12 protein-coding genes are annotated in these 13,088 nt (G+C 68.4%); 11 read left to right on the top strand and 1 reads right to left on the bottom strand.

Annotation, left to right across the window (positions count from 1 at the left end; translation table 11 throughout):
- From B2W70_RS07890 to ubiT, 11 genes are all read left to right on the top strand, one after another.
- On the top strand, positions 1-468 hold a 468-nt coding region (locus tag B2W70_RS07890; RefSeq protein WP_286744529.1), incomplete at its 5' end, for a hypothetical protein.
- Positions 469-509: 41 nt separating this feature from the next.
- Positions 510-2,246 carry a ribonucleoside triphosphate reductase gene (locus tag B2W70_RS07885; RefSeq protein ID WP_286744526.1) on the top strand — a complete coding sequence of 579 codons (1,737 nt, stop codon included), beginning with the start codon at positions 510-512 and terminating at the stop codon, positions 2,244-2,246.
- Positions 2,247-2,269: 23 nt separating this feature from the next.
- Positions 2,270-2,464, top strand: coding sequence for an anaerobic ribonucleoside-triphosphate reductase (nrdD, locus tag B2W70_RS07880; RefSeq protein WP_286744524.1), 195 nt, complete (start codon positions 2,270-2,272; stop codon positions 2,462-2,464).
- On the top strand, positions 2,412-3,170 hold the full coding sequence (locus B2W70_RS07875; RefSeq protein WP_286744522.1) for an anaerobic ribonucleoside-triphosphate reductase activating protein: 759 nt from the start codon (positions 2,412-2,414) through the stop codon (positions 3,168-3,170). Before nrdD ends, B2W70_RS07875 begins: the two co-directional genes overlap by 53 nt.
- 212 nt (positions 3,171-3,382) lie before the next feature.
- A complete protein-coding gene (locus tag B2W70_RS07870; RefSeq protein WP_286744519.1) occupies positions 3,383-4,414 on the top strand; it encodes an HlyD family secretion protein in 1,032 nt (343 codons plus the stop codon).
- A 36-nt stretch (positions 4,415-4,450) separates the two neighbouring features.
- Positions 4,451-7,246, top strand: coding sequence for a ribosome-associated ATPase/putative transporter RbbA (gene rbbA, locus B2W70_RS07865; protein ID WP_286744516.1), 2,796 nt, complete (start codon positions 4,451-4,453; stop codon positions 7,244-7,246).
- Between the two features lie 16 nt (positions 7,247-7,262).
- Positions 7,263-8,390 (top strand): ABC transporter permease, encoded by a 1,128-nt coding sequence (locus tag B2W70_RS07860; RefSeq protein ID WP_286744513.1) that lies wholly within the window; start codon positions 7,263-7,265, stop codon positions 8,388-8,390.
- A 25-nt stretch (positions 8,391-8,415) separates the two neighbouring features.
- Complete coding sequence (locus B2W70_RS07855; protein ID WP_286744512.1) at positions 8,416-9,981, top strand: efflux transporter outer membrane subunit; 1,566 nt, start codon at positions 8,416-8,418, stop codon at positions 9,979-9,981.
- A 46-nt stretch (positions 9,982-10,027) separates the two neighbouring features.
- Positions 10,028-11,041: a ubiquinone anaerobic biosynthesis protein UbiU gene (gene ubiU, locus B2W70_RS07850; protein ID WP_286744509.1), complete on the top strand. Its 1,014-nt coding sequence runs from the start codon at positions 10,028-10,030 to the stop codon at positions 11,039-11,041.
- Between the two features lie 8 nt (positions 11,042-11,049).
- Positions 11,050-11,949, top strand: a complete 900-nt coding sequence (locus B2W70_RS07845) for a U32 family peptidase (protein WP_286744506.1) — start codon at positions 11,050-11,052, stop codon at positions 11,947-11,949.
- Entirely contained in the window at positions 11,946-12,410 is a 465-nt protein-coding gene (gene ubiT, locus B2W70_RS07840) for a ubiquinone anaerobic biosynthesis accessory factor UbiT (protein WP_286744504.1), read from the top strand. The genes B2W70_RS07845 and ubiT overlap by 4 nt, the downstream gene beginning before the upstream one ends.
- Positions 12,411-12,416: 6 nt before the next feature.
- On the opposite strand, the gene B2W70_RS07835 is transcribed toward ubiT, so the two are convergent.
- Positions 12,417-13,088, bottom strand: a 672-nt coding sequence (locus B2W70_RS07835; RefSeq protein WP_286744498.1) for an NnrS family protein, incomplete at its 5' end; no start/stop codon positions are given.

Below are 13,088 nucleotides of genomic sequence, written 5' to 3'. Positions count from 1 at the left end.
GGGCAGTTTGGGTGGCCGCCGGGGCCCCATACGGGTGGCCGCACGCGGAGTCAGTTGATGCAGTTGGAGGCCCTGCGCCCACACCTTGGCGCCGATCTAGGTCGACTTCAGAGCCTGTACCAGGAGCAAAGCTGGCGTGCCACCTTGCCCGAGTCTCTGCCCGACGCCGATTTGTTGGCCTTGGCTAGGGACTTTCGCCGCGTCGAGGCGTCGCTCCAAATCGCCGATGAGGATGAATCTCCTCCGTCCATGGCCTCAGCCTTGTTTGTCGTCTCTAGCTTGCTGACTCGCGAGGAGCGGACTGAGGCGCCCCCGGCATTGCGCATCACTCAGGAGGGGCTGATGAGGGCCATGCAGATTTATCAGTGGGGGCTCGAACGGGAGATCGTGCGCCGCATTGTCGGAGTTCCAGAAGCACCTCAAACAAGCAATCTGATCGAAAATCTTGAGAGGTGCGCTGCAGGCTGAACTGCATCGCAATCGAGTGAGGTTCCGCTTTAGCCCTTGCGTTGAGCGAAGACCGCCGCACCGCGGTCGATGTCGAGCGCTCGGTCAACGAGTACCTGCACCGCCAGGACTGGCGCATCCACGCCAACGCCAACCAGGGTTATTCGCTGGGCGGGCTCATCCTCAACGTGTCGGGCAAGGTGATCGCCAACTACTGGCTCAGCCACGTCTACCCGCCGCAGGTCGGGCAGGCGCACCGCGACGCCGACTTCCACATCCACGACCTCGACATGCTCTCGGGCTACTGCGCAGGCTGGTCGCTGCGCACGCTGCTGCACGAGGGCCTCAACGGCGTGCCGGGCAAGGTGGAGGCGGGGCCGCCCAAGCACCTGTCGTCGGCCGTGGGGCAGATCGTCAACTTCCTGGGCACGCTGCAGAACGAGTGGGCGGGGGCGCAGGCCTTCAGCTCCTTCGACACCTACCTGGCGCCCTACATCCGCAAAGATGGCCTGGCCTACGAGCAGGTGCGCCAGTGCCTGCAAGAGCTCATCTACAACCTCAACGTGCCTTCTCGCTGGGGCACGCAGACGCCGTTCACCAACCTGACGTTTGATTGGGTCTGCCCCGAGGACCTGCGCGAGCAGGTGCCCGTCATCGGCGGCGTGGAGATGCCGTTCGCCTATGGCGACCTGCAGGCCGAGATGGACATGATCAACCGCGCCTACATCGACGTGATGATGGCGGGCGACGCGCGCGGGCGGGCCTTCACCTTCCCCATCCCCACCTACAACATCACCCAGGACTTCGACTGGGACCACCCCAACACCGAGGCCCTGTTCGAGATGACGGCCAAGTACGGCCTGCCGTACTTCCAGAACTTCGTGAACTCGGAGCTGCAGCCGCACATGATCCGCTCGATGTGCTGCCGCTTGCAGCTCGATCTGCGCGAGCTGCTCAAGCGCGGCAATGGCTTGTTCGGATCGGCTGAGCAGACCGGCTCGCTGGGCGTGGTGACGCTGAACTGCGCGCGGCTGGGCTTCCTGCACGCGGGTGACGAGCCAGGCCTGCTGGCGCGCACCGACCACCTGTTGCAGTTGGCCAGCCAGAGCCTGGAGATCAAGCGCAAGGTCATTCAAGGGCACATGGACGCGGGCCTGTTCCCGTACACCAAGCGCTACCTGGGCACGCTGCGCAACCACTTCTCCACCATCGGCGTGAACGGCATCAACGAGATGATCCGCAACTTCACGCAGGACCTGGAAGACATCACCACGCCTTGGGGCGAGGCCTTTGCGCTGCGCTACCTCGATCACATCCGCGAGCGCATCACGGCCATGCAGGAGGCCACGGGCCACCTCTACAACCTCGAAGCCACGCCTGCCGAGGGCACGACCTACCGCTTCGCGAAGGAAGACCGTTTGCGCTTCCCCGGCATCCTGCAGGCGGGCACGGTGGAGGAGCCTTACTACACGAACTCGTCGCAACTGCCGGTGGGTTTTTGCGACGACCCCTTCGAGGCCCTGGCTCGGCAAGAGGCCTTGCAGCGCAAGTACACCGGCGGCACGGTGCTGCACCTGTACCTGGGCGAGCGGGTGTCGTCGGCGCAGGCTTGCAAGAACCTGGTGCGGCGCGCGCTGGGGCGCTTTCGGCTGCCCTACATCACCATCACGCCGACGTTCTCGATCTGCCCCACGCACGGCTACCTGGCTGGCGAACACGCCTTTTGCCCGCGTTGCGATGAAGAAGCCTTGGCGCGTCGCCAGGCTTCGGGCAACGAGGCCTTGCCCAACCCCGTTTGATCAACCCGACTGAAGGAGCCTCCATGACCTGCACCGCACGCACCCCCGACGCACCTCATCCGCTGCTGGCCGAACACGAGCGCCAGCGCTGCGAGGTCTGGACCCGGGTGATGGGCTATCACCGACCCATGGCCTCGTTCAACGTGGGCAAGAAGGGGGAGTTCCATGAACGACAGTATTTCGTCGAGCCCGATCACGTTCAGGCCTGCGCCAGTTGAGCACCGCCTGATCCCGCCCCTGGACGTCGGGGGCTTCACGCCCTTGAGCACCACCGACTGGCCGGGCCAACTGGCCGCGGTGGTGTTCGTGCAGGGCTGCCCCTGGCGTTGCCACTACTGCCACAACCCATCGCTGCAGCCGCGCGAGTCGGGCTGTGGCCGAGACTCCCACACCTGGGACAGGTTGCTGGGCACCTTGCAGCAACGCCAGGGTCTGCTTGACGGCGTGGTGTTCAGCGGTGGTGAGCCCACGCTGGACGCTGCGCTGGAGCGCTCCATGCACGAGGTGCGTGCGCTGGGTTTCCAGGTGGGGCTGCACACAGCCGGGCTGTACCCGCAGCGCCTGGCCAAGGTCCTGCCCCTGGTCGACTGGGTGGCGCTGGACATCAAGACCGAGTTCGAGGACTACAAGGCCATCACCTCGGTGCCGCGCAGCGGCGAGCCGGTGCGCGAGAGCCTGGCCCTGGTGCTGGCCAGCGGCAAGGCCCACGAGCTGCGCACCACCTGGCACCCCGACCTCATCCCCGAGGCCGCGCTGATGCGCATGGCGCGCATGCTCAAGTCGATGGGCGCGAGGCATTGGGTGCTGCAGGGCTACCGGGCCACGCCGGTGACCGAGGCAACGCTGGGGCCGGGCGAGCGCACGCCGCCCGATGAACTGGTGGCGCGGCTCAGTCGCATCGGCCCTGCGCTCAGCGTGCGTTGAAGGCAGGGCACACGTGGGCACCTTGATCCGCATCCATTCCTGCCGCCCGATTTGATCTGCATTGCCCGCTGATTCGAGGGGTGGACGCCTGGTTCATCGGACGGTTTGATCACGCGCAATGTCAGATTTTGGCGCCATCCCAACAATGGCCTCACCGGTGTGAAAGGCGATGCCGTTCGGGTCGCGCGCCGGTAGCCGAAAGGGGACAAGCGATGAAGCAAGCCATCCACATGTTGACGCGCTACCGTGGGTTCATCTTCGGGGTGGGCGCATCGGCCCTGGCCATGTCGGCGGCGTGGGCCACCTGGTCGGTGCTGGGGCCTGACACGCCCGTGCAGCAGGTCTTCAAGGGCAACGGTCGGCTGGAGATCCAGCGCGTTGAGGTGGCCACCAAGTTCGCCGGCAAGGTGCTGAGCGTGGAGGTGCGCGAAGGCCAGTCGGTCAAGGCCGGCGACGTCATCGCCCGCATGGACACGGCCGACTTGGTGGCGCAACTGGCCGGCGTGCAGGCCATGCGGCAGCGCGCCATGCAGGCCATGGGCCGCGCGCAGGGCGAGGTGCAGGTGCAGTCGATCAAGGCGCGCGTGGCGCAGCTGGAGTTCGACAACGCGGCCGACCTGCGCAAACAAGACCTGGTGTCCGACTCGGAGCTGCAGCGCCGCCAGGCCCAACGCGATGGCGAGCGCGCGGGCATCTCGATCGCCACGTCGGCGATGGGCGAGGCCAAGGCCGCCAAGGAAGAAGCCGAAGCTGGCATGCTGCGCCTCAAGCAAGCCATCGACGACCACACGCTGCGTGCGCCGGTGGATGGCCGCATCGAGCACCGCGTGGTCGAGCCGGGGGCGGTGATTCCGGCGGGTGGGCGCGTGGCCACGGTGCTGGACACGACGCTGGTGCACATGACGGTGTTCGTGTCGTCGGCCGTGGCCGGGCAGGTGAAGCTGGGGGATGAGGCGCGCATCGTGCTCGACGCCGCGCCCGACCTGCCGCTGCCGGCGCGCGTGTCCTTCGTGTCTTCGGAGGCGCAGTTCACGCCCAAGCACGTGGAGACGCGCAACGAGCGCGACAAGCTGACCTACCGCGTCAAGCTCACGGTGCCACCCGATGTGGCCGCGCGCCACGTCAGCCTGCTCAAAGGTGGTTTGACGGGCATGGGCCATGTGCGCGTGGCCCCGCGGATGGTGGAGCCCGAATGGCCCGAGCCGGCCAGCGAGGAACGTCGGCGCGTGAGCGCGTGGCGCTGAAGCACCGGCACACCCACGCACAAAGGACGGCACCCCATGCACCCCGCAGTTTCGCTGCAGGACGTGTCGCACCGCTACGGCGAAACGCTGGCGCTGCAGAACGTCACCCTGAGCCTGCCCACCGGCTGCACCGTGGGCCTGGTCGGCCCCGACGGCGTGGGAAAGTCCACGCTGCTGTCGATCGTGGCGGGCGTCAAGCGCATCCAGGACGGCCTGGTCGAGGTGATGGGCACCGACCTGGGCGACGCCGCCGCGTGTCAGCGTCTGTTGCCGCGCATCGCCTACATGCCGCAGGGGCTGGGGAGGGCGCTGTACCGCTCGCTCTCGGTCTACGACAACGTGGATTTCTCCGCGCGGCTGTTCGGCGTGCCCGAGGCAGAGCGCGACGCACGCATCCGCCGCCTGCTGGCGGCCACGGGCATGGGGCCGTTTGCCGATCGACCAGCCGGCAAGCTGTCGGGTGGCATGAAGCAGAAGGTGGCCCTGTGCTGCGCCCTGGTGCACGACCCCGACCTGCTCATCCTCGACGAGCCGACCACTGGCGTGGACCCGCTCTCGCGCCGCCAGTTCTGGGCCCTGGTCGAAGGCCTGCGCCGGCAGCGGCCGAACATGACGGTGCTGGTGGCCACGGCCTACATGGAAGAGGCCGAGCGCTTCGAGCACCTGGTGGCCATGGCCGATGGTCGCGTGCTGGTGAGCGCGCCCACGGCTGAGGTGCTGGCCAGCACGCAGTCGGTGCACCTGGAAGAGGCCTACATCAAGCTCTCGCAGGGTGGGGCGGCCGAACCCTTGGTCATCCCGCCCTTGCCGGATTTTGGTGGCGAGCCGGCCATGGAGGCCGAAGGCCTGACGCGCCGGTTCGGGGACTTCACCGCGGTCAGCGACGTCAACTTCCGCATCGAGCGCGGCGAGATCTTCGGCTTCCTGGGCTCGAACGGCTGCGGAAAGACCACGACGATGAAGATGCTCACGGGCCTGCTCGACATCACCGAAGGCCGGGCCCGCCTGCTGGGCAAGCCGGTGGACGCGGGGGACCTGAGCACGCGGCTGCACATCGGCTACATGTCGCAGCTGTTCTCGCTGTACGAGGAGCTGTCGGTGCGCCAGAACCTGTGGCTGCACGCTCGGCTGTACCGCATGGACCCGGCCACGGTGCCCGAGGCCATCGAGTCGTCGCTCGCGCAGTTTGATCTGCTGGGCCATGCCGAGGCGCCGCCGGCCAGGTTGTCGCTGGGCATCCGGCAGCGGTTGCAGCTGGCCGCCGCGTGCTTGCACAAGCCGGAGGTGCTGATCCTCGACGAGCCCACATCGGGCGTCGACCCCGCGGCGCGCGACCTGTTCTGGCGCCACCTCGTCCGCCTCTCGCGCGAGGAGGGCGTCACGCTGTTCGTGTCCACGCACTTCATGAACGAGGCGCAGCGCTGCGACCGCATCTCGCTGATGCACCACGGGCGCGTGCTGGCCGTGGGGGCGCCGCAGGCTTTGTGCGAAGAGCAGGGCTGCGAGACGCTGGAGCAGGCCTTCATCGACCACCTGGAGGCCGATGCGAAGACCGGGCACCTGCAGGCGCCGCCTGAGCACGTGTTCGATGAGGCCGAGGCCTTCTATGTGGCCGGCGAACTTGAGCCAGGCCCGGTGGCAGCGGACACGGCATCGGCCGAATCGTCCATGTGGCAAGCCTGCCAAGCCTGGTGGCGCCGCACGTGGGCCTTCGCCCGCCGCGAGGCCATGGAGCTGCGCCACGATGCCATCCGCCTGACCTTTGCCGTGCTGGGGCCGCTGATCATGCTGTGCGCCGGCACCTGGGGCCTGAGCTTCGACGTCGATCGCATCGCCTATGCGGTGGTCGACCGCGACCAGAGCACCGAGAGCCGCGAGCTGGTGGCGCAGTTCGAGGGCTCGCCTTACTTCGAGCCCATCGCGGTCGATGAACGCGAACGCCTGGAAGGCCCCGGCGGCATCGACCAGGCCCTGCGCGCCTCGCAGGCCTGGATGGTGATCGACATCCCGCCGGGGTTCGGTCGCGACCTGGTGGGCATGCGCCACCCCGAGGTGGCCTTCCACGTGGACGGTGCCAACCTCACGCGCGCCACCCACGTGGCCAACAACGCCCGGGCCATCGCGCTGGCGCATTCGCTGGCTTATGCGCGCGGCATCCCGGGGGCGGACGTGCCCGAGCTGCCCGTGCGGGTCGAGCCCCGGCTTTCGTTCAACCAGGACTACCGCTCCATCCACACCTTCGCGCCGGGCGTGCTGATGCTGTCGCTGACGCTGGTGCCGGCCATGCTGACCGCGCTGGGCGTGGTGCGCGAACGAGAGATGGGCACCATCCTCAACCTGTGTGCGGCGCCGGGCTCGGTCAGCGAGTTCCTGATCGGCAAGCAACTGCCCTACATCGCCCTGACCACGCTGGCCTTCGGGCTGCTGGTGGCGGTGCTGCACCTCGTGTTCGGGGTGAGCGTGCGCGGCAGCTTCATCGGCCTGGGCGTGGGCGCGCTGGCCTACGCGGTGGCCGTCACAGGCCTGGGCATGCTGGTGTCGGCCTTCGTGCAGACGCAGGTGGCGGCGCAGTTCCTCACCGCCATCGTGTGCGTGATCTTCACCACCAGCTTCGCCGGCCTGCTCAGCCCGGTCTCGACGCTGCAAGGCCCCAGCCGCGTGCTGGCCGCGGCCTTCCCGGCGGCCTGGTTCCAGGAGATCAGCCTGGGCACCATCACCAAGGGCTGGCCGCTGGCCTGGGCGCCGCTGTGGCAGGCCAGCGCGGTGCTGCTGGGCTTCGGCGTGCTGTACGTGGGCCTGGCGCGCCTGTTGGTGCCCAAGCAGGAACGCTGACAAGGGGAGAGAGGAGATGGCGACCTGGTTGTTCAACGTCTGGCACCTCGGGCTCAAGGAGCTGCGCTGCGTGCTCAAGGACCGCACGATGATGGGGGCGATCATCGTGTCGTTCACCGTGGCGGTCTACGTCGTGGCCGTCGGCACCAAGACCGACGTGAGCCACGTGGCCGTGGGCGTGGTCGACCGAGATGGCTCGGCCCTGTCGCTGCGCTTGCGCGACGCGGTGCGCGCGCCCATGTTCCAGGCCCCCGTGCTGGTGACCGAAGACGAGGCGCTCGATGGCCTGGAGACGGGCCGATTCCTGTTCGTGCTCGACATCCCGCCGCACTTCGAGGCCGATGTGCACGCCTACCGCTCGCCCGCCGTGCAAGTGCACATGGACGCCACGGCCATGGCTCAAGGGCGGCTGGGCGCGGCCTACCTCGAAGAGATCATCGTGCGCGAGACCCTGGCACACCTGAAGGTCGATGGCATCGACGAGCTGTTGCCTGCCAAGGCCGTGGTGCACGTGCTGTTCAACCCCAACGGCACCTCGTCGTGGTTCACCTCGGTGATGCAGCTCATCAACAACGTCACGGTGCTGTCGGTGGTGCTGGTGGGCGCGGCCGTGATCCGCGAGCGAGAGCGCGGCACCATCGAACACCTGCTGGTGATGCCGGTGCGGCCCAGCGAGATCGCGGTGGCCAAGATCGCGGCCAATGGGCTGGTCATCCTGGTGGCGGTCGGGGTGTCGCTGTGGCTGGTGGTGCGCGGCCTGCTGGAGGTGCCGCCCGAGGGCTCGGCCGCGCTGTTCCTGCTGGGCACCGGGCTGTACCTGTTCTCGCTGACGGCGCTGGGCATCTTGCTGGCCACCGTGGCCTCGTCGATGCCGCAGTTCGGTCTGCTGGCCGTGCCGGTGTTCGTGATCATGTATTTGCTCTCAGGCTCGGCCACGCCGCGCGAGAGCATGCCGACGTGGTTGCAGCACCTGATGCTGGCTTCGCCTTCCACCCACTACACCCAACTGGCGCAGGGCATCTTGTACCGCGCGGCCGGGGCCGATGTGGTGTGGCCGCAGATGCTGAGCGTGGCCGGCATCGGCATCGTGTTCCTCTGCCTGGCCTTGATGCGCTTTCGCACCATGCTGGCCCGCCAGGGGTGACCTGCTTGTTCCAAGGAGTTGTTCCATGAAGTCCAAACCGATGCGCTGGGGTGGTGTGGCGGCGGCCGTGGCCACAGCCTGGCTGGCGGGCTGCACCACCATCCAGGTGGACGTGCCCCCGCCCGACGTCGCCGTGCCCGACCGTTTTGCTGCCGCACCTTTGAGCGGTGAGCGCGCCGACCTGGCCCGCTGGTGGGACCGCTTCGGCGACCCGGTGCTCACGGCCTACATCGAAGAAGGCCTGCGCCAGAACGCGGATGTGCGCGTGGCCCTGGCCCGGGTGCGCGAAGCACGTGCCTACATCGATGTGGCCGGTTCGGCCAGCCTGCCCACCGTCGATGCTTCGCTGGCCGGCTCGCGTGGCAAGCAGGACGGCGCCTTGCCGACCGGGGCGGGCTCGGCCCTGCCGACGTCCATGCCATTGCCCATCGAGCTGCCGCAAACCACGGGCGACCTGCCCTGGGGCAACACCCGTGGCCATGCGATGACATTGGCGTGGGAGGCGGACGTGTTCGGCGGCCTGCGCAGCCAGACGGAGATGGTCAGGCAGTTGGCCTTGGGTGCGCAGGAGCAGGTGCATGGCGCCCAGTTGATGGTGGCCTCGGACATCGCATCGCGCTACATCGAAGCGCGCAGCGCTGAGAGGCGGGTGCTGCTGCTGGACGAAGGCATCCGCGTGGCCGAGCGGCTGATGGCCTACGCCAAGGGACGCTTCAAGGCCGGGCAGGCCACCAGCAGCGACGTCGAGCGCGCCGAGCTGGAGTGGCGCCACGCCCAGGCCAAGCGCGAGCCGCTGCAGGCCTTGCTGCACAGCCACCTCAAGCGCCTGGCGGTGCTGATGGGGCGGCCGCCTCAAGAGCTCAAATCTTTGCCGCCCACCATGGCCGAGATGCAGCCACCGCCCTTGCCCGAGGTGTTGCCCAGCGAGGTGCTGGAGCGCCGGCCCGATGTGCGCGGCGCGGCCCGCAAGCTGCGCTCGCAAGCGGCCAAGCTGGGCACGGCCAAGGCCGCGCAACTGCCGCGCTTCTACCTGGGGCTGGCCGTGATGGGGGGGCGCTTCTCGCCCGACGACGAGCCGGGCAGCAACTTCGGGCTGCAGCGCCTGGGCGTGGGCATGCGCCTGCCGATCTTCCATGGCGGGCGCATCAGGGCCAACATCGCGGCGAACCAGGCCAATCTCGATGGCCTGGCTGTTGAGTATGAAAAGGCCATCCTCACCGCGCTCGAAGACGTCGAGAACGCCTACGTGGCCCAGCGTGCCTTCGTGGCGCAGCACCAGCACCTGCAGCGCGTGGCCGAGCTGGCGCGGCGGGTGTCCGATCACCAGCAGGCCTTGTTCGTCAAGGGGCAGGCCTTGTTGCAGCCGGCGCTGGAGGCGCAAGCCAAGGCCCTGGAGCGCGACGACGACCGCGTGCGCGCCGACAACGACCGCCTGATCTACACCGTCACGCTGTACAAGGCGCTGGGCGGTGGCTGGCAGGATGAGTCGCCCGCCGCGGCGAGGGTGGCTGCGAAGGCCGAAGCACCTGCCGAGCCTGTGGTGCCCGTGCAGCAAGCCGCCGCGCCAAGCTGGGCACACGACATGCCTTGACGTTGCACAAAACCATGACGAGGGTGGCTGCCTAGATTGACCACCCATGAACGCTGTCATCCAACCGGAGCTGGTTTGTCCGGCCGGCTCCCCCCGTGCGCTGGACGTGGCCCTGCAAGCAGGTGCCGACGCCGTCTACCTCGGACTGCGCGACGCCACGAACGCGCGCAATTTCGCCGGGCTGAACTTCTCACCGACCGAGCTCAAGGCGGCGGTGAGGCGCGCCCATGGGCTGGGCCGCAAGGTGCTCATGGCACTCAACACGCAGGCGCTGTCGCCCGACCCAGGGCCGTGGCTGCGCGCGGTGGATGTGGCCGCCGACGCGGGTGTCGATGCCCTGATCGCGGCCGACGTGGCCGTGATGGCACATGCGAAAAGGCAGCACCCGCACCTGCGCCTGCACCTGTCGGTGCAGGGCTCGGCCACCAACCACGAGGCCATCGCGCTGTACCACGAGCGCTATGGCATCCAGCGCGCGGTGCTGCCTCGCGTGCTGACGCTGTCGCAGGTGGCGCACGTGATCCGCCAGACCCCGGTGGAAATCGAGGTCTTCGGCTTTGGCAGCCTGTGCGTGATGGTGGAAGGGCGCTGCGCGCTGTCCTCCTACGCCACAGGCCGCTCGCCCAACAACGCGGGCGTGTGCTCGCCGGCCGAGTCCGTGCGCTGGGAGGAGCGCGGGCTGCAGGTCGATGCGCGGCTGGGCGGTGTGCTGATCGACCGCTACGGGCCCGAAGAGCACCGCGCTTACCCCACGCTCTGCAAAGGCCGCTTCGATGTCGAAGGGCGCCGAGAACACGCCCTGGAAGAGCCCACCAGCCTGAATACGATCGACGTGTTGCCCGACCTCATTCGCGCGGGTGTGAAGGCGATCAAGATCGAAGGCCGCCAGCGCAGCTCGGCCTACATCGACCAGGTCACCCGCGTGTGGCGGCAGGCCATCGATCGGGCGATGGCCTCGCTCGAAGCCTATGAGGCAAGCCCAGTGGGGCAGCAGGCCTTGCAGCGCCTCTCCGAAGGGCGGCAGACCACGCTTGGCGCCTTGAGCAGGCCTTGGCAATGAACACGACCATGACCTTGACCGTGGGGGCCGTGCAGTACCACTGGCCCCGAGAAACCCTGTTTCGCTTCTACGCCGACCTGGCTGACAGTCCCGCGCACGATGTTGTGTTGGGCGAGGTCGTGTGCTCGCGCCGGCGTGATCTCAAACCCGCCGACTGGCTGGCGCTGGCGGCTGAGCTCACGCAAGCCGGCAAGCGCGTGTGGCTGGGCACGCTTGCGCTGATCGAAACCGAAGCCGAGCTGCGCGGCGTGCGCCAGGCCGTTGAGCGCGGCGACGTGCTGATCGAGGCCAACGACGCCGCGGCCGTTCGCCTGGCCTGGCACGCGGGCCGGCCGTGGTCCATCGGCACGCACATCAACGTCTACAGCAGCGAGGCGCTGGCCGAGTACCGCGAGATGGGCGCCACCCGCTGGCTCGCCCCGGTGGAGCTGGACCTTGACGCCGTGCAGGCCGTGCTCGCGCCGCACCTGGGCCACATCGAAGCCGAGGTGATCGCCTTCGGACGCCTGCCGCTGGCCTTGTCGGCACGATGCTTCACGGCGCGGCACCATGGGTTGCAGAAGGACCAGTGCGGCTTCGTGTGTGGCAACGACCCCGATGGGCTCGACGTGAAAACGCAGGAAGGGCAGGTGTTCCTGGCCATCAATGGCATCCAGACGCAGTCGGGCACGGTGCAGTGCCTGCTGGGCCACCTGCCGGCCATCGCGCGTGCGGGCGTCTCTGCCCTGCGCCTGTCGCCATGTGCCTGGGACTTCCTCGAGGTGCTGCGTCTGCATGACGCCGTGCTGGGCGGGCGCTTGTCGCCCGGCGATGCGGAGGTGGTTTTGCGCGGCCTGAAATTGCCGGGCCCTTTGTCCGATGGTTTTGCTCACGCCCGCATGCCGGGCATGGCCTGGGAGGCCGCATGAATCACACACTGAATCCAAACCAGAAGCCTTCAACGGAACACGTCTGGCTGGCGTCTCTTGAGCGACTGGGCCCGTGGCTCAGCCCCTTGCTCAGCCGCCTGCCGGTGCAGCCTCCCTCGCTGGTGCTGGCCCGCGTGCTGACCGAACGCTGGTGGCCACAGGTGCCGCTGTCGGCTCGCCCAGGCTTGTGTGGTCGGCGCGTTGACGTGGTCGTGCGCGACCTGGGGCTGACATTCCGGCTGTGTGCCGAGGGGCGGGGCATTCGCATGGCGACGGCACATGAGCCGATGGCGGTTGCGATCCAGGCCGATGCCCGCGCCTTCCTCGACCTGATGGCCGGCCGAGAAGACCCGGACACCTTGTTCTTCGAACGGCGCCTGGTGATGGAGGGTGACACCGCTTTCGCGCTGCTGCTCAAGAACACGCTTGACGCGGTGGGGCCGGTGACGTGGCAGGCTTGACCCGCCTCAACCAGGTCGCCCATCAAGCCGAGGCCGCAGGTACCAGCGCAGCAACCGAAGAGCCCAGGCCCCCATCACCAGCAGCCAGCCCACGGCCGCCGTTGGCAGCAGCCACGCTGCTTCAGCCGGCCACAGCAGGGCCGCCAGCCGCAGCCCCGCCACACCTTGCAAGCCCAGGAAGGCAGCCCAGATGAAGTCATCGGCCACCAGGGTGCGCCCGCCGTGGCCGCAGCTCACGCGCGTGACCATGGCCAGCACCAGCGAGCCCAGGCAGCCGATGCCCAGCGCGTGCACCGAGAGCAACGGGTCGGGGTGCAACTCCAGCAGGAAGGCCAGCCCCATCCACACGAAGCCCACGTGCAGCATCGCCAACAGGCGGATGCGCAAGCTCTGCACCAGCCCCCAGCGCACGGCCAGGCCCAGCACCAGCAAGCCCCATGGCAAGGCCAGCGCGGCGCGCAGCCAGGGCAGCTCGCTGCGGCTCAACACCGTGCCTTCGGCGAGGTGCAAGGCGCCTTGCAGCCAGATGCCGACCAGCAGCGCCCACAACAGCCAGTTGGGCCGCCAGGCGTCCAGGCGAGGCAGGGCGGCGGCCGTGAAGAAGGGGATCATGCGGTGCTGCACCACCACGAACACCGGCACCACCCAGCCCCACAGCGCCAACAGCGTGGCGCCGCG

The organism is Aquabacterium sp. UBA2148 (assembly GCF_002328915.1).
GTDB lineage: Bacteria > Pseudomonadota > Gammaproteobacteria > Burkholderiales > Burkholderiaceae_C > Aquabacterium > Aquabacterium parvum.
This window is presented reverse-complemented; position numbering and strand designations above follow the sequence as displayed.